Origin of the sequence: Kribbella sp. NPDC005582 (assembly GCF_040605415.1) — a bacterium.
Classification (GTDB): domain Bacteria; phylum Actinomycetota; class Actinomycetes; order Propionibacteriales; family Kribbellaceae; genus Kribbella.
On sequence record NZ_JBEXCU010000008.1, the window covers coordinates 90221 to 113596 of the forward strand.

Sequence of the window (23376 nt, forward strand, 5' to 3'; positions counted from 1 at the left end):
ATTACCAGCGACACTCTCCTTCCACTCGACACCGGATGACCGTGGTGCGCGCCGACCGAAGCCACCGCGCACCCCCACCGAAGCCACTGTGCGAGTGGGGGGACTTGGTCGGCGACTGTGAGGTCTGGGGTGTTGGTAAGCGGCTTCCGACGGCACGGTACTCGCAGTGGATCCACGTCGGCCGTCGATACACGGCCGGCTGGAACTGACCCACCGATCTGACAGAAGAGCCGGAAGTCCGGGGTTGTGGGGCGGGGGTTAGCGGGGGCGGGCGTGGTGGAGGGTTGCGGCGGCGGCTAGGCAGACCACGCCGGGGACGGCGAGGGCGGTGGCGGGGGTGAAGAGGGTGGCGGCTCCGGTGGCGGCAGCGAGGGTGAGGGTTTCGACGGTCATGCGGGTCGTACTGAAGAGCGCCGCGCCGGCGCCGCCTCGGTGGGACGGGACGTGCTTCAAGGCCTGGCCGTCGGGGACGCCTTCGGTGAGTCCGAGGCAGACACCCAGTACGGCGGCGCCGAGGAACAGCGCGATCGGCGCGCTGGTGAGTTGGAGGGCGAACGCCGTACCAGCGCAGATGACCAGGGCGAGTGTCACCAGGGTTGCTGCCCAGCGGCGGGCGATCCGGGCGGCGAGCAGCGGGAGAAGGGTTGAGGGGATCGTGAGCAGGCTGAGCAGCAGACCGACCTGGCCGGCACCCAGATGCGCACCGAGCTGCGGCAGGGCGGTCAGGCCGACGACCAGGATGCCCATGAAGGCACCCGTCCCCAACGCATAAGCCCGGTACGCCGGGATGCGCAGCAGGTCGAGCGGGATCGCCGGATCCGCCGTACGGCGCTCGACCCGCACGAGCACCATGATGCCAGCCGCCGTACCGACCAGCAGCCCAACCGTCGCCCACACGGGTAACGCGAAGCCGAACGCGGTCACGGCGGCCGCGATCGTGAGACCGAAGATGATCGCACCGGCGAGATCGAATTCCCGCGGAAGGTTCGTGGTGCGCAGGCTCGGCAGACCGATGGAGGTCAGAACCGCGATCCCCGCGACAGCAGCTGGTACGACGAACACCATCGGCCAGCCGCCGACGGCCATCAGGCCCTGAGCGGCGAAGGGACCGAGCGCGAGACTCGTGCCCAGTACGGCGCCGACGTATCCGTAGACGCGGTGCCGTTCTTCAGGCGGGTAGACGGCCAGCACCATCGCCGATCCACCGGCCGCACACATGGCTGCACCGACACCGGCCAGCACGCGGAGTGCCACCAGCGTGTCGAGATCCGGCACCAGCGCTGAGAGCACGCCGGAGACGGCGACCACGATGTTGCCTAGAGCAAAGAACTTCGTGCGGGAGGTGCGATCGGCCAGCACGCCGGCCAGCAGCAGGGCGGCGGCGAAGAGGCCGTTGTAGCCGACGACGATCCAGGGGCCGAGGGCGTCGGCCCCGGGCAGTTCCGCGGTCGCGGCCGGTACGACGGCGGTCGAACCCGTGATGGCCAGCGGGAAGACCGAGGTCGAGATGAGGTTGGCGACGAGAACACGCCGCCGATGACGGACAGACAGGTGAAACACGGTTTGCGCTCCGGAGTCAGCAGATTCCGAGCGCCACGAGGGCGCTCCTGACGGATAGCCAGGAGCGACGGCGAAGTCTGGGTGCTATGCGCCGTCGCTCTCAGCGACGGCGCACCGTGTCTGTCTTGGGCACGCACCGAACCTAACATCGGAGCCGGAGTCTCGGCGCGGGGTTTACCAGAGCGAGCCGGTGGCGTCCCAGTGCCCGTGCGGGCGCTCGTCGGTGAACGGCACCAGCCACGCCACCGGCACCGTCAGCGTCTGCACCCGCGGCAGCACGATCGGCGTACCGTCCGCCGTCCGCAGGTTCCCGATGATCTCGTAATCGCCGTCCGGCAACCCGAGCTCCAGGCACTGATCAGCCGTCAGCCGGACCGCGGTCGTCGGACTCAGCACCGACCGCACGCCCTCGGCCGTCGTCTCCTCCACCGCCGTCACCGTCAGCGGAAAAGTCGCCCCACGCAGCGCGCCGAACGTCAGCCGCTGGTCCCCTTCCAGCACGTGCGGGACCTCGACCAAGTACGTCGTACCGACCTCAACCTCGCCGCTGAGCACATCTCCAGGCTACTCGCGACCGGGGAGGCGGGTAGCGATTTCTTGCAGGATCCACGTGTTGCCGTCGGGGTCGGTGAAGGTGGCTCGAGTTCTGTAGGTGGCGCGAGCGGGGTCGAGGCCGGGGGCCATGCCGTCGGGGGTGGCGTGGAAGTAGTCGGTGACCTCGACGCCGGCGGCGACCAGCGCCTCGCGCGCGGTGACGATGTCGGCGACGACCAGGTAGGCGGTGGCCGAGCCGGGCGCGGCGGGCGTGAACCCTTCGGGGCCGAACTGGACCGAGGTCGCCGAACCGGGCGGAGTCAGCTGTACGACGCCGGGCGGGGTGACGTCGAGCCGCCAGCCGAGGCGGACGTAGAAGTCGCGGGAACGGTCGACGTCGGAGACCGGGAGGATCAGAACCTCGATCCGCTGCGCGAAGTCGCCGAGTTCAGAAGTGTTGGTAGGCATGGATCCAGCGTCCCCGGGTCCGCGATCCTTCGCACCAGGGTAAGTCCTTGGGGTGTGGCCCGGGCCACGATAGTTGCTTTTCTCCCCGATCTCCGGAATGGTCGGACGGCAGACCATTGGCCCGAACGACAGTTCCCTAGTGAAAAGTGGAGGCGCGCCCGAAGCGAGGCGTGATTCAGCTGTGGCGATCGACATCGACAGCCAGCAAGGACAATCCGACCACGCAACCGAGCATCCTGCGCTCGCGACGGCGCCACCGCCCGGCAGCCGAAGTACCGGTTCGGGTACCGATCGGGTCGTGTTCGGCGTCACGGCCGCGATCGCGCTGGCCTTCGTGGTCTGGGGTTTCGTCGGCGCGACCAGTCTCGGTACGGCGTCCACCTCGGCACTGACGTGGGTCGAGACCAACACCGGCTGGCTGTTCGTGCTGCTCGCCTCGGGATTCGTCGTCTACGTGTTGTGGCTCGCAGCCGGCCGGTACGGGCGGATCCCGCTCGGCGCGGACGACGAGGAGCCCGAGTTCAAGACCGTGTCCTGGGTGGCGATGATGTTCAGCGCCGGCATGGGAATCGGCTTGATGTTCTACGGGGTGAGCGAGCCGCTGTCGCACTTCATGGCGCCGCCGCCGGGCACGGTCGAGGCCGGTACCGACGCGGCACTGCAGACGGCGATGGCCACCACGCTGTTCCACTGGACGTTGCATCCGTGGGCGATCTACGCGGTCGTCGGAATTGCCATTGCCTACGGCACCTTTCGGCGCGGCCGCTCGCAGCTGATCAGCTCGGCCTTCGCGCCGCTGCTCGGCAAGCGGACCGAAGGCCCGATCGGCAAGGTGATCGACGGTCTGGCGATCTTCGCGACGCTGTTCGGCTCGGCTGCCTCGCTCGGGCTCGGTGCGCTGCAGATCGGTTCGGGGGTGCGGATCCTCGGCTGGCTCGACAAGACCGGGAACGCGGTCCTGGTCGGAGTGATCGCCGTACTGACTGCTGCGTTCGTGGCATCGGCGGTGTCGGGTGTTGCCAAGGGCATCCAATGGTTGTCGAACATCAACATGGTGCTGGCGGTGGTGCTCGCCGCGTTCGTCTTCGTCGTCGGACCGACCGTACTGATCCTCAACCTGGTGCCGACCGCGATCGGTGACTACCTGCGGGACATCGCCGACATGGCGGCGCGGACCGAGGCCAGCGGCGGCGACACGATGGCCGCCTGGCTGTCCAGCTGGACGGTCTTCTACTGGGCGTGGTGGATCTCCTGGACACCGTTCGTCGGGATGTTCATCGCACGGATCAGCCGCGGCCGGACGATCCGGCAGTTCGTCACCGGTGTGCTGCTGGTTCCGTCGATGGTCAGCCTGGTCTGGTTCTGCATCTTCGGCGGCGCGGCGATCGACACCCAGCGGCACGGCGTCGACATCGCCGGTCAGTCGACCACCGAGGGTCAGCTCTTCGGCCTGCTCGATCACTACCCGCTGGCGTCGGTGACCACGATCCTGGTCGTCGTCCTGGTCGCGATCTTCTTCGTCTCCGGCGCGGACGCGGCCTCGATCGTGATGGGCACGCTGTCCCAGCGCGGTGCGATCGAGCCCCGCAAGTCGATCGTCGTCTTCTGGGGTGTTCTCACCGGTGGGGTCGCGGCCGTGATGCTGCTGGTCGGCGGTGGTGGCGCGAAAGCCCTGCAGGGACTGCAGAATCTCACGATTGTCGCGGCTCTGCCGTTCGCGCTGGTCATGGTCGGTCTGGCGGTGGCGCTGGCGAAGGATCTCCGCACCGACCCGCTCATGCTTCGCAGGGCGATCGGGACGGAGGCGGTGGAGGCCGCTGTCATCGAAGGCGTCAGCGCCCATGGCGACGACTTCTCGCTGGTCGTCACTGGAAACGGCGAGGATCCGATCAGGAAGGACTGACCGTCCGGGTCACCACCCAGCGGTGCGGTGCGATCGACCGGGTGCGCTCGAAGCCGTGCAGTTCGAACGCGGCCATCGGGCCGGTGTGCAGGAAGGAGCCGGCGACCTTACGGTCGTCGGTTTCTTCCGGATACCCCTCGACGACGCCACCGCCGTACTCGGCGATCTGAGCCAGCGCGCCGCCGAGCGCGGCATTCGCAACACCCTGGCCGCGGTGACCTTTGCCCGTGAAGAAGCAGGTGATCCGCCAGTCCGGGAGTGTCGTCAGCCCTTTGTCGTACAGGCGCTTGCTCTTGATCTCAGGCAGTTCCTCCGGCGAACCGAACTGGCACCACCCGACGCACTCGTCGCCATCGAAGACGAGTGCGTTGTGCGTGGTCCCGTCGTGGACCCGCCGCTCCTTCTCAGCCCGATTCTCCGCCGCGGTGCGCCCCTTCAGCTTCAGATGGAAGCCCACACACCAGCACCCACCCCACACCCCGTTGTTCGCCTCCACCAGCGCCGCGAACGCCGGCCACGTCTCAGCATCCAACGCCCGCACGCCGAACTCACTCACCTGGTCAGTATGACCACGTCCGACTTAGTTCCGGAACCGGCGAGGGGCTGTGCATGCGCATTCCAGCGCGTAGGGTCGGCGGCGCTAGTAAGCGCTTTCCGGGACTGGTGGAGGAATTTGTGAGGCGAACTGTCGGTGTGGCGGTGACGGTGGCGGCGTTGGGGGCCGGGTTGTTGACGGCCTCGACGCCGGCCAGCGCGGGGCGGCCTGAGCGTGGGGCTGTGGTGAGTGGGACCTACTCGAGTGGGTCCGCGCAGACGTGGCAGCCGTTGCCGTCGGCGTACGTCGGGAACGACCGCGGTACGACGCCGGACGCGACCGTGGTGGTCGACCCGAGCACGTTGCGGCAGAAGTACAGCGGGGTCGGGTTCTCGCTCGACGAGACGAGCGTTTCGAACCTGTGGAAGCTCACGCCGGCCGAGCGGGACCGGGCGATCCGGCTGCTCGTCGACCCGAAGAACGGCGCCGGGTTCGACCGGTTCCGGCTGACGATCGGCAGCCCGGACCTGATCGAGCACCTGCCGTTCTGGTCGTACGACGAACTCCCGCCGGGCGTCACCGAGGACTTCGGACTGAAGTACTTCTCGATCAAGCGTGACCTGGACGCGCACATCGTCGACACGGCCAAGCTGATCCGGCGCTACAACCCGAAGGCGACGTTCTTCGCCTCCGCGTGGAGTGCGCCGGCCTGGATGAAGACCAACAACCGGTTCACCGGCGAGGTCGCACTCAAGCCCGGCAGCACCACGTCGTACTACCAGGTGGGCAAGCTCCGCGACGACTGCATCGACGTCTTCGCGCAGTACTACGTGAAGTACGTCCAGGCGTTCGCCAAACAGGGCATCACGGTCGACGCGCTGACGCTGCTCAACGAGCCCGGGATCGACGTCGTCTACCCGGCGATGGACATCAGCGTCGAGCAGCAGCAGAAGCTCGCGGTCGCGATCAAGCGTGAGGTACGGCGGGCCGGGCTGCGGACCGAGCTCTACGTGCACGACTTCAACTTCTGGGACTGGCGCGATCCGAACAGCACCGAGACCAAGAACTACTACCGGATCTTCAACGACCCGAAGACCAAGGCCGCCGCGGACGCGATCGCGTTCCACCCGTACTGGGGCGACCCGACGGTGATGCGGGACGCGTACGAGCAGACCGGCAAGCCGGTGCATATGACCGAGACCAGTGACCTCAACCCGGCCACGATCCTGAACTACTTCCGGCTGGACGCGTCGTCGTACGTGATGTGGGCGCAGACGACCGACCAGGACGGCGGCACGCTGCACTGGACGCCGGCGCGGGACAACAACCTCGACTGGGATGAGGTCGGCCGCACCACCAAGTGGCCGAACCGGCTGGTCAAGGTCGACACCACCACCCGCACCTTCACCGTCCGGGACGAGCTCTACGCGATGGGCCAATTCGCCAAGTACCTCGGTCCCGAGCACACCCGCGTCGAATCCAGTACGACGGTCAACGGCATCAGCAACGTCGTCTTCAAAGACCGCGGCGACAACTTCGTCGCGATCATCGGCAACGCCAACCCCACGTCGAGTCAGGTCCGCGTTTCGCTGGCGGGCAAGACGTTCACCGTTACTGTCCCGGCCAAGTCGTTCGCGACGTACCGCTGGCACGGCGATGTCCCGTCGCCGCATGGCAACCACGCGCCCGTACTGAACGACGTACCGGATGTGATCGCCGACCAGTACGGCGCCACCCAGGTCCAGCTCACTGCGACCGACCGGGATCGGGACAAGCTCGCGTACTACGCCACCGAGCTGCCGGCCGGAGTGAGCCTGGACGCGCAGACCGGTCTGCTCACTCTTCGTCCGACCGTCGCGGGTACCCAGACCGTAAAGGTCCGCGTCACCGACGGCGCAGCGCACGACGAGACGACGATCAACGTCACCGTCCGCCCGCACGGTACGCCGGTCGGCCAGAACATCGAGGCGGAGTCGTACGTCGCGCAGAGCGGCTGGACGGAGGGCGGCGCCAACTTCGTCGAGTCGAACCCGTCGGCCAGCGGCGGCAAGAACATCGGCTGGACCGACACCGGCAAGTGGCTGCAGTACCGCGTCGATCTGACCAAGGCGGCCACCTACAACCTCGAACTGCGAGTGGCGAACGGCACCGGCGCGGTCGCCCCGGACGCGATCTCGATCCGGGACGCATCGGGCGCCGTACTGGCGAAGGTCTCGGTGCCCGCCACCGGCGGCTGGGCGACGTACCAGTCGATCAGCACGCAGGTGACGCTGCCGGCCGGCGACCAGAAGCTCACGGTCTTCTGTGAGAGCGGCGGCTTCAACCTCGACTACTTGAAGCTGACCGAATGACGGAGGTGGGGAGGAGCCGGCGGGGCTCCTCCCCACCTCACTTTCACGCGTAGGCGTCGAACGGGATGCCGCTCGGCTTGGAGACGTTGAGCAGGTAGCGGAAGCGGTCGTCCTTGTCGGTGACCTTGATCGTCGCCGAACCGAAGTCGGCGTTCATCAGCGTGTCCCGCAGGCTGGTGCTCGGCCAGCCGTCGAAACCGACGAGCGGCGGGTAACGCCAGTTGTGGTAGTGGTTCTCCGGCGGCTCGTCGTTGCTGTTGGCCAGCCGGAAGAAGTGCGTGCTGGCGCCGTCTTTGTGGTAGACGACCGTCGGGTGCGAGCCGTCGAACCGCACCTGCGACCGCGGGTAGGTGACCTGGCTGGAGTGCTGGGTCGTGGTGACGAACTCGACCTGGTTGCTGGCCTGGTTGATCCACGAGATGACGTGCTCGAAGTCGTGCCGGTGACCACCGAGACCGCTGCCGGCGACCGCCTGGTCCTTCTCGAAGTAGCTGGCGTAGACCACCGCACACCAGCCGTTGTTGCACTTCGAGCGCGAGTAGGTCTGGGAGTTGTCGAGGTCCGACTGGTCGTGGCAGCTGCCGTTGACCGCGCCGGTGGTGTTGAGCCCGGCGTTCAGCGTTCCGTCCGCGCCGATCGCCGGTACGGCGTAGCAGCCGTCGGTGTCGTAGTCGTAGGCCGGCGAGAACGACTGCTCGTACCCGTTGGCGTTCTGCGGCAGGCTCGGTGGTGGTGCGGCGTAGGCCATCGCGGCGGTGGCTACGAGGAGGGTCGCCGTACCGATCACCACACCGGTGAGTCGTCGGCGCAGGCGGGACTGATCTGTCATGTTGCTCCTTCGGGGCGGGAAGACAACGCTGTCGAAGCGTGACAGATCAACCCCAGGTCAGTACATACTTCACACGATGAATAATTGGTGTTCAGCGGGCGACGCGGTCGATGCGCTGGCCGTGCCGGTCGAAGAGGTACACGCGGCTCATGTCGACGGCGAAGCTGACCTGGTCGCCGGGGACGTGCGGCGTACTGGAGTGCAGCTCGACCACGAGATCGGCCCGGCGGTGCGTGGGCGTCGAGGTCTCGGGCATCGCCCGGCGGCTGAGCTCCTTGCGATGGAGGATGCCCGAGCGCTTGGTGGCGCGGGCGGCCCGGCGCCAGATCGAGCGGCGCGAATGGTGCGAGAGCCGCTCAGGTCTGTGGCGGCCGATCAGGTCGGGGTTGACCATGTCGATCCCGGTCTCGACGTACGCGATCCACTGGTGGCCGTGGTACTCCAGCGTGCGCAGCTTGCCGGAGACGCGGTTGGGCTGGGCTTCGCCATCGAGTGTGAGGGCATCACTGCGGATGCCGATGATGATCTCCTCACCACCCCGCCGCAGCAGCAACGTCGTACGGCGATCGTCCGGGTCGAGGTGGAGCGCCTGGCCGCCGCCGAGCACCAGGCTGACCCGGCCGCCGTCGGCCCGGACCGAGCTGGAGAGCAGGTTGATCCGCGGCGTGCCGAGGAAGCCGGCCACGAACGCGGTCGCCGGGTCGTCGAAGACCTCGGCCGGCGTGCCGACGTCCTCCAGCCGGCCGTCGCGCATGACCGCGATCCGGTCGGCCAGCGTCAGCGCCTCGACCTGGTCGTGGGTGACGTAGACCGTCGTGATGCCCATGTCGCGCGTCATCGCGCCGATCTCCTGGCGGAGCTCGGTGCGCATCGCCGCGTCCAGGTTCGACAGCGGTTCGTCCATCAGGAACGCCGACGGCGACCGGACGATCGCGCGCCCGATCGCGACCCGCTGCCGCTGACCGCCGGACAGTGTCTGGGGCAGCCGGTCCAGCGTCTGCTGGATACCGAGCACCCCGGCCAGCTGGTGCGCCTTTTCGTTGGCTTCCTCGGGTTTTTCGCCGGCCATCTGGAGCGGGAAGGTGATGTTCCCGCGGACCGTCCGGTTCGGGTAGAGCGCGCCGCTCTGGAAGACCATCGCGACACCGCGCTCCCGGGCCGAGATCCGGTTCGCGAACACCTCGTCGAAGTACAGGCTGCCGGCGGTGATCTCCTCGAGGCCGGCCATCATCCGCAGCACGGTCGATTTTCCGCAGCCCGACGGGCCGAGCAGCACCATGAACTCACCGTCGGCGACGTTCAGCGAAAACTTGCTCACGGCAAGGTGTTCCCCGTCGTACGACTTGGTGATCTCCTCGAGGCGGATCGAACTCATCGACGAACTCCCAGGAGGGGCGGCAGCTTAACGGGGGCCTAACGTATAGCCGAGCCTCCACCCGCTGTCCAGGGCAAAGCAAGCGATTCACCGCGACCACTCCGCTACGCAACGGAGCCGAAACAGTCCGTAGAAGAAATCAGCGGCGGTGCAGCCGGACCGCGTTCCGCAGGGCGTCCAGGACGTAGCCGGGGAAGCGCAGCCCCTGCTTCTGCGCCCAGAGCAGGTCGCGCTCGACCCGGCCGATCTGCTGCGCGTACTTCCGGATGCCCTCGTCGCCGTCGGTGGTGATGCCGAGCGCCTCCATCACGCCGCCGAACTCACCGCGCTGGCGCTTGTTGTACGCACCGACGACTTCGAAGGACTGCTTGCGCAGCATCCGGACCAGCCACTTCTGCCAGGGCGCCATTTCGCTCCACAGGCCGCGGGCCGCGATCTTGTAGTACGCGAAGTGGCCCGGCTCCTGACGGCGGATCGGCGCGATGATCGTCGACGCGACCGCACGCTCGTCGAGATCCAGCAGGCCCTTGTGCAGCAGGTTGTAGGCCAGGATCGCGGACTGCTCGGTCGCCACCCCGGTCAGGTAGTAGAGCATCCGGCTGATGTCCTGGATCGACGGCAGCTTGGCGAGCGCGCCGAGGAACCGCAGCTGGAAGGAGATCTTGTCGACGTTCGGCGGTGAGCCAGGCAGGCCGGCCAGCGACTGCAGCTTGTCCAGCAGCAGCCCGTGGTGGATCTCTTGCGGCGACCAGACCTCGGCGTAGAAGAGCTTGTCGACCGGCGGCGGATCCGGCAGCAGCAGATTCAGCTCGAGGACGTTGCGCTCGACCTCCAGCTCGACCCGGGTCATGTAAGCCACGACACCACCGAACCTGCTGGCCAACAGGTCTGGTCGCTTCATCGTGAAGTCGGCGCTGTCCAGCGGGATCGGCGGATGCTCCTCGCCGAGCCGTTGGACGTGCTCGAGCAGCCGTGCCTCGATCGACTCGGCCTTGCGCGGCCGCCGGTAGCGGACCCGCGACGTCTCCGCGGCGCTCATCGGCCGCAGACCTCTTGCCAGCCGCAACTTCCCTTGCCCCGGCCTGTCACCACGACGGATCCCCACCCCTTCGGACCATAGCTACTGGTCGGTGAACCTTCAGCGTACCGGCTCCCTCGGACAGACACCCTTCGACGCCGAAAGCCGCCCGGATGGCTGTTTTCCGCGGAAAGCAGGTTCCGGTCTGCCAACGCTGCACCAAGAGCCCTTGCGCTGCTCGGTCCTGACCCCGCATCCTGACCAAGCTCACGGGGGCGTGGGGATCGAGTGTGCACTGGGGGAAGTGTCGATGCGTTTTTCCGCCGATGCGCTGCGGCGGGCGCTGGCTGTGATCTGTGTGTCACTGCTGGTTCCGCTGGTGGCGACAGAGTCGGCGCGTGCCGTGGCCGCGCCGAGTGGTTTCACCGAACAGACCGTCTTCAGCGGACTGAGCAACCCGACCAACGTGGCGTTCTCGCCCGACGGCCGGGTCTTCGTCTCGGAGAAGAGCGGGCTGATCAAGGTCTTCGATTCCCTCGACGACCCGACGCCGAGTACCTACGCCGATCTCCGAACCGAGGTGCACAACTTCTGGGACCGCGGCCTGCTCGGTCTGGCCCTGCATCCCGGCTTCCCGGCCGACCCGCGGATCTACGTCCTGTACACCCACGACGCCCTGATCGGCGGCCAGGCACCCAAGTGGGGTACGGCGGACGCGACCGACGACCCGTGTCCGTCCCCGCCCGGTCCGACCAGCGACGGCTGTCAGGTGAGCGCCCGGCTGGCAGTGCTCACCCAGACCGGATCGACGGTCTCCGAGCAGGTGCTGGTCGAGGACTGGTGCCAGGTCTTCCCGAGCCACTCGATCGGCACGATCGAGTTCGGACCGGACGGCAAGCTGTACGCCGGTGGCGGTGACGGCGCGAGCTTCACCTATGCCGACTACGGCCAGGACGGCTTCCCTGCTTCGGATGCGACCCCGGACAACGCCTGCGGCGACGGCCCCGCACCGGTCGGTGCCACCCTGACCCCGCCGACGGCCGAGGGCGGTTCGCTGCGCGCACAGGACCTGCGCACCTCGGGTGACCCGGTGACGCTGGACGGCTCGATCATCCGGATCGACCCCGACACAGGCCAGGCCGCACCGGGCAACCCGCTCGCGTCCAGCCCCGACTTGAACGCTCGCCGCATCGTCGCCGAAGGCCTGCGCAACCCGATGCGGTTCACCTTCCGGCCCGGGACCAACGAGCTCTGGGCCGGCGACGTCGGCTACGCGACCTGGGAGGAGATCAACCGGATCGTCGTCCCGACCGCGGGCGTCGCGAACTTCGGCTGGCCTTGTTACGAAGGGCCGAACAAGCTCAACGCCTTCGACGCCGCGAACCTGAACATCTGCGAGAGCCTGTACGCCGCCGGCCCGGCCGCCGTCTCCGCGCCGTACTACGCGTACAACCACTCGGCCCACGTCACACCGGACGAGACCTGCTCGGTCGGCAGCTCGTCGTTGTCCGGACTCACGTTCTATGCCGGAGGCAACTATCCGGCCGAGTACGACGGCGCACTGTTCTTCAGCGACTACAGCCGCCGCTGCGTCTGGGCGATGCTCAAGGGCACCAACGGTCTTCCGGATCCGGCCAAGATCGTCCAGTTCGCCTCGGGGTACGGATCCACCCGGCTCGTCACGGGCCCCGCCGGCGACCTGTTCACGGTCGACTACGACAACGGCGCGATCAAGCGTTACGTCTACAGCGCCACGAACAATCCGCCGACCGCGGTGATCCAGGCCGACAAGACGAGTGGCAACGCGCCGCTCCAAGTGGCCTTCGACGGCACCGCGTCCAGCGATGCCGACAACGATGCGCTCACCTACGCCTGGGATCTGGACGGCGACGGCCAGTACGACGACTCCACCGCCGCCACCGTTCAGCGCAGCTACGCGAGCGGTCCGATCACGGTTCGGCTGAAGGTGAGCGACGGCAACGGCGGGACAGCGACGACCTCGACTCAGATCAACGTCGGCAACACCGCACCGACCGCCTCGATCACATCCCCCGGACCGGCCACGACCTGGAAGGTCGGCGACACGATCTCGTTCTCCGGATCGGCCAGTGACGCGGAGCAGGGTTCCCTGCCTGGTTCCGCGCTGACCTGGTCGCTGATCATGCACCACTGCCCCAGTGATTGCCATGAGCACCAAATCACGTCGATGACCGGCTCGAGCGGCTCGTTCGCCGCGCCGGATCACGAATACCCGTCGTACCTGGAGTTGCGACTCACGGCGAAGGACGCCGGCAGTCTGACGGATGTGAAGAGCGTCCGGCTGGATCCGAAGACGACCAAGCTCAGCTTCGCGACCGAGCCTTCCGGACTCCAGGTCACCTATCTGGACAAGAAGCTGAAGGCGCCGGCGACCGAGACCACCATCACCGGCTCCAGCGGTTCGGTCTCCGCGGAGCCGGTGCAGCTGGTCGGGCCCGGTCTGTACAAGTTCGCGTCCTGGTCCGACAGCGGCGCCCGGAACCACAACTTCTCCGCGCCCGAGACGCCGGCCAGCTACACGGCGACGTACGTGCCGAAGCGGAACCTGGCCTTGAAGCGTCCGGTCACGACCTCGTCGGTCTACGGCAATCGGCCCGGATCGCTCGCGGTAGACGGCAACACGACGACGTTCTGGTCGAGTGCTCGCAGCGATCCACAGTGGCTGCGGATCGACCTCGGGCGAGTCCAGGTCGTCAACCGGGTGCTGCTCAGCTGGCTGTCGACGTCGTACGCGAAGTCGTACCAGATCCAGGTGCTGGAGAGCGGCCGCACCTGGCGCAAGGTCTACTCGACGACAACCGGCGACGGTTACGTCGACAGCCTCGGCTTCACCTCGAGCCGAGCTCGCTTCGTGCAGATCAACATCACCGGCCGAGGTGTGGCCGGCAGCTACAACGGGCTGTGGGAGATGGGCGTCTACACCGACGAGGGCGACGTGACCGGCCTGGCCGGCAAGTGCGCCGACGTCGACGGCTCCAAGACCGCCGACGGTACGACGGTCCAGCTCTACACCTGCAACGGGACCACGGCCCAGCGGTGGCTGGTGCTCGACACTGGCATGATCCGGTCGTCACTCGGCAAATGCCTGGACGCCCGCGGTACGGCGGCCGGCACGCCTGCCGTCCTCTGGACCTGCGACAGCAGTCCCGGCCAGAAGTGGACGCCACGAGCCGACGGCACCTTGCTCAACGTTCGCTCCGGGCTCTGCCTGGAACCGGCCAACGGTCAAAGTGCTGACCGCACCAAACTGTTGATCAACTCCTGCACAGCCGGCACCGCACAGAAGTTCCTCATGCCGTAAACCAGTCGTCCGCCCGGTCGTTCGCCCCGTCCGGAGTTTGTTGCTTAGGGCAAAGAGTCAGTCACGCTCCGGATGGTGCTGGGGCACCGGGCCGGGATTCCGGTGCTGGACAAGACGTTGTCGTTCGAGGAGATCGCGGCCTGGACGCCGGTGATCACGGCGATCGAGGAGCAGAAGCCGCTCTGGGAGCCGGCGACAGCGTACGAGTACCACGGTCATGTGTTCGGTTTCGTGGCCGGTGAGGCGATCCGGCGGCTGACTGGGCTGCTGCCGGGGGCGTACTTCCGGCAGGCGATCGGCGAGCGGCTCGGGCTGCCGGCCCGGATCGGCTTGCCTGCTTCGGAGTTGGGCGCGTTGGCCCGGCTGACCGAGGCGCGAGGGCGACCGCCGATGCCGCCGCCGGAGCACCTGCTCACCCGGATCGTCACGATGAACGGCGCACTGCGGTTCGGTCGCCGCACTCAAGGACTCACTGTGACCTGAGTCACAGCGCGAGACTGTCACACGCGGCGGCGCGGCGGCGTCACGTGGGCATGACATTCGATGAGCTTCGGCATGGGTTCGGTGGCGAGATTGTGGAGGCCGGCGCGGCTGAGTACGACGCGGCCGGCAAGACCCCGTTCCGGGTGGGGAAACCGGCCGGTGTGTTGCGGCCGCAGAGCGTGGCGGACGTCCAGGCGGTCGTGCGCTTCGCCGCGGACACCGGGTTGCCCTTGGCAGTGCGGGGTGGCGGGCACGCGTTCGCGGGTTTCGGGACGAACGACGGCGGCGTCGTACTGGATTTGAGCGAGCTCGCTGACGTGGAGCTGCTCGAGGCGGGGCGCGTACGGATCGGTGGCGGGGCCACCTGGGGTCAGGTTGCTGATGCGCTGGCGCCGCACGGGCTGGCGATCTCGTCGGGCGACACCCGCAGTGTTGGCGTCGGTGGGCTGACGCTGAGCGGCGGGATCGGCTGGAAGGTTCGGAAGTACGGTCTGGCGCTGGACCAACTGGTGGCCGCGGAGGTCGTGACTGCCGATAGCGACGTCCTTCAAACGTCCGCCGATGAGCACCCGGAGCTGTTCTGGGGACTGCGTGGCGGTGGCGGCAACTTCGGTGTCGTGACGGCGTTCGAGTTCGCTGCCCACGAGACGACGCAGGTCTTCCACGGCAAGCTCGCCTTCCCGGCGACCGAGGCGCTGGAGGTGCTGCAGGGCTGGGCGGAGTATCTCCGGACCGCACCGGCGGAGCTCACGGCGATCGCCAACTTCGCCAACCCGTTCCTGGGTGGGCCGAACGCACCGGTCGAAATCCAGCTCACCTTCGATGGCGACGACGCAGCAGCGGCGGCCGCGGCGATCGATCCGATCCGCAGCCTCGGCACGGTGATCGCCGATGACGTCGCGCTGATGCCGTACGCCGGTGTCCTGGTAGAAGGTCAGACGCCGCCACCCGGGATCCAGCTCGTGACCCGCAGTGCCTTTGCGGAGAAGGAGTCTGTGTCCGAGGTGCTCCGGATCCTGGCGGAGACCGGTACGACGGCAGGGTCGCCGATCATCTCCGTACGGAGTGTCGGCGGCGCGGTGGCGCGGGTCGCTGCCGATGCGACGGCGTACCCGTATCGGCAGGCGGAGTTGATGTTCGTCACCACGACGATCGGACCGCCGCCGGTGATCGCGGCGGCGCGCTTCGGCCTGGACGCGCTGTGGGAACGGCTCGCTCCGCACAGCACCGGCGCCTACGCGAACTTCCTCGCGTCAGCCACCGAGGCCGATGTCGCGGCCGTCTATCCCGCGCAGACCTACCACCGGCTCGCCGCCCTCAAGCACGACTACGACCCCGGCAACCTGTTCCGCGGCAACCACAACGTGCCCCCGCAGCAACTACCCTCGGCGGAATGACCTTCGACGACGAGAGGTGAACCGTGCGAGCTGAATACTGCTGGTCGTGCGCAAAATCTCTGGAATCGTTTCCGCTCTGGCTGGGTCTCTCCTGCTCGTGGTGCCTGTGACGACGGCACAGGCCGCCACGACAGTGAAGACCTTCACGTTCAACATCCACCACGGTGCCGGCACCGACGGGAAGCTCGATCTCGAGCGGACCGCGAAGGCCATCGAGGCCTCGGGTGCCGGGATCGTCGGATTGCAGGAGGTGGACAGGAACTTCGACGCACGCAGCAACTGGGTGGACCAGGCGGCCTGGCTGGCGACGCGGCTGAACATGAACTACGTCTTCGCGGCGAACCTGGACTGGGATCCGCCGGAGGCGGGCAAGCCGCGCCGCCAATACGGTACGGCGGTGCTGTCGAAGTACCCGATCGTCGACTCGCGGAACACGCCGCTGCCGAAGGTCGGCGACGAGGAGCAGCGCGGCCTGCTGGAGGCCGTGATCGACGTCGACGGTACGCCGGTTCGATTCGCCGACACGCATCTGAACAACGCGACGGCGGCCGAGCGCCAGCAGCAGGCGACCGCGATCGTCGGCCTGCTGGGGAACGCCGCCGAGCCGGTCGTCCTGGTCGGCGACCTGAACGCCGTACCGACGACCACCGAGATCAAGACGCTCACGGCGCGCTGGAAGGACACCTGGACCGAGGTCGGCATCGGCCTCGGCTACACCAGCTCGGTGCCGCTGCCCACCCGTCGCATCGACTACGTGTTGCACAGCAGCGGCCTGAAGGCGACCGCCGCGGCGGTTCCGTCGACGTTCGCCTCCGACCACTACCCGGTCAGCGCCACCTTCACCTTGGGCTGATCGCTACTCCAGCCACGTCGTCTCGAAGGTCGGGTTGGCGTGGATGTGCAGCGCTTCGTAACCGCCGGGGCCGGTGCGGAACTTGTGCGGGGTCTCAGCCGGTACGACGAGGATCTGGCCGGCGTGGGCGACCAGCTGCTGGTCGGCGACGGTGAAGGTCGCGGAACCACGCCGGATGATGAAGGTCTCGGCGTACGGGTGCAGGTGCAGGCGCGGGCCGACGCCTTCCTGGGTGGTGGCCTCGAGAATCAGTGACACACCGGCACCACCCGGTAGCTCAGTGTAGTTTTCGGTCCAGTCGTCGCCGTCCGCGCGGCCGTCGGCGCGATCGATGACGAAGGCTCCGGTGTTTGCGATCTCGGTCACTTTCAGCCCCTCTTCCCTCGGTGGTTCCGCCACCGTAACCGCGGCCGAGGTTCGATAGGGGGCATTCGATCGGAGCACCTGGGTACCGGAGTTTTGACGGGTTGAGCAGCCAGCCCATGAAGGGCCTCGGGGCCGCTGAGGTTACGCGCCCTGGGGCCCTTCCTACAGCGTCAGTCGACGCGAACGACGGTCTCCGCGTGCCGTCGCGCGAGATCGTGATAGACCGCCGCGTTGTGATCGACGAAGAGCTTCGCCGTCCCTTCCAGCGGGACGATCTTCTTCGCCGGGCTTCCCATCGCCACCGACTCCGGCGGGATCACCACCCCCGGGGTCACCGTGGCACCGGCCGCGACCAGCGTGCGCGCGCCGACGACGGCGCCGTCCAGGACGATCGCACCGTTGCCGATCAGCGCCTGCTCACCGATGGTGCAGTCGTGCACGAGGCACTGGTGGCCGACCGTCACGTTCGGACCGATCTCACAGCCGTTGTGGCCGACGTGGATGACGGTGTTGTCCTGGATGTTCGCCCCGGCCCGGATGGTGATCGTGCCCAGGTCGGCGCGGATCACCACGCCGTACCAGACCGAGACGCCGGCCTCGATCACGACATCCCCCACCAACGTGGCGGTCGGCGCGATCCAGGCGTCCGGGTGCACGGTCGGGCTCTTACCTTCGAACGAGAACATCGGCATGGTGTGCACTCTAGGTGCGCCAGCGATACCGGCGTTCGGGGCGGCCTGTCGTGCCGTAGCGGAGGGCAACGATCGCCTGGTCGCGGGTGCAGAAGAACTCGAGGTAGCGGCGGGCGCTGACGCGGGACAGGCCGACCTGTTCGGCGCACTCCGCTGCGGAGAGGGTGTCGGCTGCTTTCAGGGCAGTGGAGACGAGGTCGGCGGTCTCCTGGCTGAGGCCTTTGGGCAGGCGGTTCCCGGCCGGCCGCGAGGGCGTGAGCACGCGATCGACGTCGGCCTGACTTGTCACCTGCTGCGGCACGCTCGCCCGCTGTCGCGCGTACTGCTGCAGCCGCGCCCGCAGGTCCTCGAAACCGAAGGGTTTCAGCAGGTAGTTGACGACCCCCTGCCGCACAGCACCCCGGACGGCGTCCGCCTCGCGAGCGGCCGTGATCACCAGAATGTCGCAGTCCGGCTGGGCGGAGCGGAGCTGCGCGATCAGGTCGATCCCGAACGTGTCCGGCAGGTAGAGGTCGAGCAGGACGAGATCCGGACGCAGCTCGCGGATCGCGGTCAGCGCCTGCTCACCCGAGTTCGCCGTACCGACGACCTCGAAACCGTCGACGCGGTCCACGAACCCGCGGTGGATCCGCGCCACCATGAAATCGTCCTCGACCACCAGCACCTTGATCATTTCGCTCCCTCCGGCAACGGCTGGACCGACATCCGCGCGACGAACGCGGCGCCGCCGTCGGCCAGGTTGGTGACCGCGACCTCGCCGCCGCGACGCCGGCAGATCAGCCGGATCATCGCCAGTCCGATCCCCCGCTCCCCCTCGGCCGCAGCCTTGGTGGTGAAGCCGTGGGCGAACACCTCCTGCGCCAACTCCGGCGCGATGCCCGGCCCGGAGTCGCGGACCTCGATCTCGATACTGGTCGCGTCCTGCCGCAACTCGACCTCGACCCAGGCGGGTGACAGCGGCGTCCCGGACTGGGCGGCGGCGTCGACCGCGTTGTCGACGAGGTTGCCGACCACGGTGGCGATATCCGCGGACAGCTCGGGCGCGAGCCGCTGCACGGTGGTGCGTTCCGAGACGCGGAGCTCGACGCGACGTTCGGCCGCGACCGAGGATTTCGCCATCAGCAGGGCGGCGACGGTGGTGTCGTGGACGCGCCGGGTCAGGGTCAGGTCGAGCGATTCGCGGTAGCGGTTGAGAGCGCCGACGTACGCGACGACCTCGTCGTACTCCCCGATCTGGATCAGCCCGGAGATCGTGTGCAGCTGGTTCGCGAACTCGTGGGTCTGCGCCCGGAGCAGCTCGGCCGAGCTGCGGAACGAACCCAGCTCGCGCTCCAGCTGGGACAGCTCGGTGCGGTCGCGCAGTGTGGTGACCGAACCGAGGGACCGCCCGTGTTTGGACACGTTCATCCGGTTCATCACCAGCACCCGGCCACGCCGTACGACGACGGCGTCGCGGGCGGCATCGCCGTCGTGCTCACCGGCCAGCACCTCGCGGAGCCGGCCCTCGATGCCCAGCTCCCGCAGGCTGCGGCCGACCGCGTCGGTCGGCAGATCCAGCAGCCGGCGACCGACGTCGTTCACCAGCGTCACGCGCAAGTGGGGGTCCAGGGCAACGACTCCCTCGGCGAGTCCGTAGAGCATCGCCTCTCGGTGCTCAGCCAGACCGACGATCTCGCGCGGCTCCAGGCCGAGCGTCTGCCGCTTGATCCGGCGCGCCAGCAACCAGGAGCCGAGCAGACCGAGCACACAGGCGATCCCGAGATAGATCGCCAGGTACGACGATGCCCCGCGCAACCGTTCCAGGACCGACGGGACCCGCTCACCGACCATCACGGTGCCGATCCGGTCGCCGAGCGAACCGTCCGGCTTGTTGTTCGCGTCCGTGCCCTGGCTGAGGACCGGGATCTGCGACACCAGCTCCTGCTCGGTGTCGACCCGGAGTTCACCGGACCAGCCGCGACCTTCGGCGACTCGCTGATCACCCAAGGTCATGGTGTTGCCGATGGTGGAGAGATTGGTGGCCGCGATGACGCGGCCGTCCGCGTCGGCGACCGTGATCGAGGTGACGCCCGCCTGGATCAGAGTGGTGGTGAGGAGCGGGGCCAGCACCTCGGCGGGGACGGGATGCCGGATTCCGAACCGCAGCGTCTGATTTCCGGCGAGTTGTTCGGCCAGTGCGGTCACCCGGCGGCCCTCCACCCGGTTGAAGGTCGCCGCCGACTGGGCAAGCGAAACCGCGGCGACGGCCACCAGCACCACCACCACGATCGCCAACTGCAGAACCAGCAGTTGGCCGGCCAGGGTCGGCCGCTTCTTGATTCGCAACGCCACGGCCGCATGATCGTTGGTGAAACACCGTGAAGGCCACCCTTCAGGGCCAATCGAGTCGTGACCACAATGAACTCAACCTCCGCTGCGGCCACAACGCAGACGCCGTACCCACCGACCCACCACCATCAACCCAACCGCGCCCACCCCAAACCCCACTCCCCACCCGTCCCCGCCCCAACCCCTCTCATGGGTTAACCCATGAGGTTGTGGGTTAACCACCCGCATGAGGGTGCAGAACCCACAATCTGGTGGGTTAACCCAGCAGATGGGGCGGGGAGGGCGGGGGAAGGGGGTGGGCGGGCGCACTTAGATGGCTTGGAAGGAGTTTTGATGAGGTTGAACGTTTGGGTGGCCGGTACGGCGGTGCTGGCGTTGGTGAGCGCTACCGCGTGCGGGGCGACGGCGGAGAAGAAGGACTCCGGTGGGACCGGGAGTGGCAAGCCGGTGAGTGGGTTGCGGTTGATGGTGCCGAACACGGCGGGTGGTGGGTACGACACAACCGCGCGGGTTGCGGCCAAGGTCATGGATGACGCCAAGATCGCGACCGGGACGCAGGTCTTCAACCTGCCCGGCGCGGGCGGGACGGTCGGGCTGCAGCGGACCGTGAACGAGAAGGGCAACGGCAAGCTCGCCCTGCAGATGGGCCTCGGCGTGGTCGGTGCGACGTACACGTCGAAGTCGAAGGCGACGCTGACCCAGACGACCCCGCTGGCCAAGCTCATCGAGGAGGCCGGGGCGATCGTGGTCCCGAAGAACTCGCCGTACCAGACGATCGGCGACCTGGTCACGGCGTGGAAGGCGAACCCGAAGGGGCTTGCGGTCGGCGGCGGCTCGTCGCCCGGTGGGCCGGATCACCTGCTGCCGATGCAGCTCGCGCAGGCGGTCGGGATCGACCCGAAGCAGGTCAACTTCGTCTCGTACGACGGCGGCGGCGAGCTGCTTCCCGCCTTGCTGGGCAGCAAGATCGCCTTCGGAGCCAGCGGGTTCGGCGAGTTCCTGGATCAGGTCGAGAGCGGTCAGGTTCGGGTCCTGGCGGTGACCAGCGAGCAGCCGGTCGCGGCGCTGAAGGACGTGCCGACGCTCAAGGGATCCGGGATCGACCTGGTCTTCACCAACTGGCGCGGGATCGTCGCGCCGCCGGAGATCAGTGCCGCGGACAAGCAGGTCTGGATCGACGCCCTGACCCGGATGCACGACTCGCCGGAGTGGAAGGCCGAGCTGACCAAGCACGGCTGGACGGATGCTTTCGTCGCCGGTGATGCCTTCGGCACCTTCCTGACCGAGCAGGACAAGGCGGTTGCGGACGTCCTGACCAAGCTGGGACTCGCGTCGTGACGATGGTCGACGCGGCCGTCGAACGGCGGCCCGACAAGGCGCAGTACGGCGTCTGCGGGTTCCTGATGCTGGTCGGCGGCCTGGTGATCGTCGATGCGCTCCGCATCCGGCACATTGCCAACAGCAACGATCCGATCGGCCCCAAACCGGTTCCGATCGTGCTCGGCGTCCTGCTGCTGGTGGTCGCGGTCCTGTACGCCGTCGATGTCGCGCGCGGCGGTTCCGGCGAGGCGGAGGGTGGTGAGGACGTCGATCCGACCTCCGCGGTGGACTGGAAGACCGTCCTGCTGCTGATCGCGGCGTTCGTGGTGAACCTGATCCTGATCGAACCGGCCGGCTGGGTGATCAGCGGCGCGGTGCTGTTCTGGGGTTCGGCCTACGCGCTGGGTAGCCGGCACTACGTGCGGAACCTGCTGATCGCGGTCGCGTTGTCGCTGATCACGTTCTACCTGTTCGCGATCGGGCTCGGTGTGAACCTCCCGGCCGGCGTACTGCAAGGGATCCTGTGATGGGTAACCTCGCGAATCTGCTGACCGGCTTCGGCGACGTCCTGACGCCGATGAACCTGCTGCTCGCACTCCTCGGCGTGACCGTCGGTACGGCGGTCGGCGTCCTGCCGGGAATCGGCCCGGCGATGACGGTCGCGTTGCTGCTGCCGATCACGTACGGGCTCGAGCCGGTGCAGGCGTTCATCCTGTTCGCCGGGATCTTCTACGGCGGGATGTACGGCGGTTCGACGACCTCGATCCTGCTCAACACACCTGGTGAGTCGTCATCGGTGGTGACGGCGATCGAAGGTAACAAGATGGCGCGGTCGGGTCGCGCGGCGCAGGCACTGGCAACGGCGGCGATCGGATCGTTCGTCGCCGGCACTATCGGCACGTTGCTGCTCGCGCTGGTCGCGCCGCAGGTGGTGAAGTTCGCGATCAGCCTGGGTGCGCCGGACTACTTCGCGATCATGCTGCTCGCCTTCGCCGGAGCCACCTCGGTACTGGGGTCGTCTCGGATCCGTGGACTCGCGGCGCTGTTGCTCGGGCTGGTGATCGGTCTGGTCGGGATCGACAAGGTCACCGGTCAGGAGCGGCTGACGTTCGGTATCCCGCAGCTTGCCGATGGCATCGATGTCGTGGTGGTTGCCGTCGGCATCTTCGCGGTCGGCGAGGCGCTCTGGGTGGCCGCCCACCTGCGGCGGACTCCGGGGACTGTCATCCCGGTCGGCCGGCCTTGGATGGCCAAGTCGGACTGGCGCCGGTCGTGGAAGCCGTGGCTGCGCGGTACGGCGTTCGGGTTCCCGATCGGGGCGCTACCCGCGGGTGGGGCGGAGATTCCGACGTTCCTGTCCTATGCGACCGAGAAGAAGCTGTCGAAGCATCCCGAGGAGTTCGGGCACGGCGCGATCGAGGGCGTGGCCGGCCCGGAGGCGGCCAACAACGCCTCGGCGGCCGGAACGCTCGTACCGATGCTGGCGCTCGGTCTGCCGACCAACGCGACCGCTGCGGTGATGCTGGCCGCGTTCACGTCGTACGGGATCCAGCCGGGTCCGCTGCTGTTCCAGCGCGAGTCCCGCCTGGTCTGGGCACTGATCGCGAGCCTGTTCATCGGCAACCTGATGCTGCTGCTGCTCAACCTCCCGCTGGCACCGGCGTGGGCCAAGCTGCTGCAGATCCCTCGCCCGTACCTCTATGCCGGCATCATCTTCTTCGCCTCGATGGGCGCGTACGCCGTGAACGCGCAGCCGCTCGATCTGTTGCTCCTGCTCCTGCTCGGGCTGCTCGGCTTCGGAATGCGCCGCTTCGGCCTCCCGGTGCTGCCGCTGATCATCGGCGTCATCCTCGGCCCGATCGCCGAACGCCAGGCCCGGATGTCGCTGCAGCTGTCCAACGGCGAACTTCACGGTCTGGTCGGCGGCCCGGTTTCGTACGTCATCTACGCCGTCCTGCTGCTTCTGCTCGGGTGGCCGCTGGTGTCGAAATATATGACTAAACGTGTCACCAATACCGTCTGAC

The 23376-nt window shown here is 67.8% G+C and carries 19 protein-coding genes and 1 pseudogene; 9 read left to right on the forward strand and 11 right to left on the reverse strand.

Annotated elements, in window-relative coordinates; all coding sequences use genetic code 11:
* Window positions 1-258: 258 nt before the first annotated feature.
* From ABZS29_RS34425 to ABZS29_RS34435, 3 genes are all read right to left on the reverse strand, one after another.
* On the reverse strand, window positions 259-1560 hold the full coding sequence (locus tag ABZS29_RS34425; RefSeq protein WP_355468510.1) for an MFS transporter: 1302 nt from the start codon (window positions 1558-1560) through the stop codon (window positions 259-261).
* A 174-nt stretch (window positions 1561-1734) separates the two neighbouring features.
* Complete coding sequence (locus ABZS29_RS34430) at window positions 1735-2115, reverse strand: hypothetical protein (RefSeq protein WP_355468512.1); 381 nt, start codon at window positions 2113-2115, stop codon at window positions 1735-1737.
* 9 nt (window positions 2116-2124) lie between these two features.
* A complete protein-coding gene (locus tag ABZS29_RS34435) occupies window positions 2125-2562 on the reverse strand; it encodes a VOC family protein (RefSeq protein WP_355468514.1) in 438 nt (145 codons plus the stop codon).
* Window positions 2563-2743: 181 nt separating this feature from the next.
* On the opposite strand from ABZS29_RS34435, the gene ABZS29_RS34440 reads away from it, so the two are divergent.
* Entirely contained in the window at window positions 2744-4465 is a 1722-nt protein-coding gene (locus ABZS29_RS34440) for a BCCT family transporter (RefSeq protein ID WP_355468516.1), read from the forward strand.
* Here the strand turns inward: ABZS29_RS34440 and ABZS29_RS34445 are convergent.
* A complete protein-coding gene (locus ABZS29_RS34445; RefSeq protein ID WP_355468518.1) occupies window positions 4452-5021 on the reverse strand; it encodes a GNAT family N-acetyltransferase in 570 nt (189 codons plus the stop codon). The two genes, ABZS29_RS34440 and ABZS29_RS34445, sit on opposite strands and share 14 nt — an antisense overlap.
* 119 nt (window positions 5022-5140) lie before the next feature.
* On the opposite strand from ABZS29_RS34445, the gene ABZS29_RS34450 reads away from it, so the two are divergent.
* On the forward strand, window positions 5141-7351 hold the full coding sequence (locus ABZS29_RS34450; RefSeq protein WP_355468520.1) for a carbohydrate-binding protein: 2211 nt from the start codon (window positions 5141-5143) through the stop codon (window positions 7349-7351).
* 43 nt (window positions 7352-7394) lie between these two features.
* On the opposite strand, the gene ABZS29_RS34455 is transcribed toward ABZS29_RS34450, so the two are convergent.
* The 3 genes from ABZS29_RS34455 to ABZS29_RS34465 all read right to left on the reverse strand — a co-directional run bounded on the left by ABZS29_RS34455 (window position 7395) and on the right by ABZS29_RS34465 (window position 10594).
* The gene (locus ABZS29_RS34455) at window positions 7395-8180 is read right to left on the reverse strand and encodes an NPP1 family protein (protein WP_355468522.1); all 786 of its coding nucleotides are present in this window, start codon (window positions 8178-8180) and stop codon (window positions 7395-7397) included.
* A 91-nt stretch (window positions 8181-8271) separates the two neighbouring features.
* Window positions 8272-9555, reverse strand: coding sequence for an ABC transporter ATP-binding protein (locus tag ABZS29_RS34460; protein ID WP_355468524.1), 1284 nt, complete (start codon window positions 9553-9555; stop codon window positions 8272-8274).
* A gap of 139 nt (window positions 9556-9694) precedes the next feature.
* Window positions 9695-10594, reverse strand: a complete 900-nt coding sequence (locus ABZS29_RS34465; protein ID WP_355468526.1) for a GTP-binding protein LepA — start codon at window positions 10592-10594, stop codon at window positions 9695-9697.
* 289 nt (window positions 10595-10883) lie between these two features.
* Here ABZS29_RS34465 and ABZS29_RS34470 point away from each other — a divergent pair, with 289 nt between their 5' ends.
* The 4 genes and pseudogenes from ABZS29_RS34470 to ABZS29_RS34485 all read left to right on the forward strand — a co-directional run bounded on the left by ABZS29_RS34470 (window position 10884) and on the right by ABZS29_RS34485 (window position 16646).
* Window positions 10884-13913: a PQQ-dependent sugar dehydrogenase gene (locus tag ABZS29_RS34470; RefSeq protein ID WP_355468528.1), complete on the forward strand. Its 3030-nt coding sequence runs from the start codon at window positions 10884-10886 to the stop codon at window positions 13911-13913.
* A 60-nt stretch (window positions 13914-13973) separates the two neighbouring features.
* Window positions 13974-14396: pseudogene (locus ABZS29_RS34475) on the forward strand (serine hydrolase domain-containing protein); the annotation flags it as partial.
* A gap of 50 nt (window positions 14397-14446) precedes the next feature.
* The gene (locus tag ABZS29_RS34480) at window positions 14447-15793 is read left to right on the forward strand and encodes an FAD-binding oxidoreductase (RefSeq protein ID WP_355468530.1); all 1347 of its coding nucleotides are present in this window, start codon (window positions 14447-14449) and stop codon (window positions 15791-15793) included.
* 46 nt (window positions 15794-15839) lie between these two features.
* Entirely contained in the window at window positions 15840-16646 is an 807-nt protein-coding gene (locus ABZS29_RS34485) for an endonuclease/exonuclease/phosphatase family protein (protein WP_355468532.1), read from the forward strand.
* 3 nt (window positions 16647-16649) lie between these two features.
* On the opposite strand, the gene ABZS29_RS34490 is transcribed toward ABZS29_RS34485, so the two are convergent.
* The 4 genes from ABZS29_RS34490 to ABZS29_RS34505 all read right to left on the reverse strand — a co-directional run bounded on the left by ABZS29_RS34490 (window position 16650) and on the right by ABZS29_RS34505 (window position 20035).
* On the reverse strand, window positions 16650-17012 hold the full coding sequence (locus tag ABZS29_RS34490; RefSeq protein WP_355468534.1) for a cupin domain-containing protein: 363 nt from the start codon (window positions 17010-17012) through the stop codon (window positions 16650-16652).
* A gap of 170 nt (window positions 17013-17182) precedes the next feature.
* Window positions 17183-17704, reverse strand: coding sequence for a gamma carbonic anhydrase family protein (locus tag ABZS29_RS34495; RefSeq protein WP_355468536.1), 522 nt, complete (start codon window positions 17702-17704; stop codon window positions 17183-17185).
* Between the two features lie 10 nt (window positions 17705-17714).
* The gene (locus ABZS29_RS34500; RefSeq protein ID WP_355468538.1) at window positions 17715-18377 is read right to left on the reverse strand and encodes a response regulator; all 663 of its coding nucleotides are present in this window, start codon (window positions 18375-18377) and stop codon (window positions 17715-17717) included.
* The gene (locus ABZS29_RS34505) at window positions 18374-20035 is read right to left on the reverse strand and encodes an ATP-binding protein (RefSeq protein ID WP_355468540.1); all 1662 of its coding nucleotides are present in this window, start codon (window positions 20033-20035) and stop codon (window positions 18374-18376) included. Before ABZS29_RS34505 ends, ABZS29_RS34500 begins: the two co-directional genes overlap by 4 nt.
* Before the next feature lie 330 nt (window positions 20036-20365).
* Between ABZS29_RS34505 and ABZS29_RS34510 the strand changes: the two genes are divergently transcribed.
* From ABZS29_RS34510 to ABZS29_RS34520, 3 genes are read left to right on the forward strand one after another with little or no spacing between them, the layout of a single operon-like run.
* A complete protein-coding gene (locus tag ABZS29_RS34510; protein ID WP_355468542.1) occupies window positions 20366-21370 on the forward strand; it encodes a tripartite tricarboxylate transporter substrate binding protein in 1005 nt (334 codons plus the stop codon).
* A 2-nt stretch (window positions 21371-21372) separates the two neighbouring features.
* Window positions 21373-21879 (forward strand): tripartite tricarboxylate transporter TctB family protein, encoded by a 507-nt coding sequence (locus ABZS29_RS34515; protein WP_355468986.1) that lies wholly within the window; start codon window positions 21373-21375, stop codon window positions 21877-21879.
* Window positions 21879-23375, forward strand: coding sequence for a tripartite tricarboxylate transporter permease (locus tag ABZS29_RS34520; RefSeq protein ID WP_355468544.1), 1497 nt, complete (start codon window positions 21879-21881; stop codon window positions 23373-23375). Before ABZS29_RS34515 ends, ABZS29_RS34520 begins: the two co-directional genes overlap by 1 nt.
* Window position 23376 lies beyond the last annotated feature (1 nt).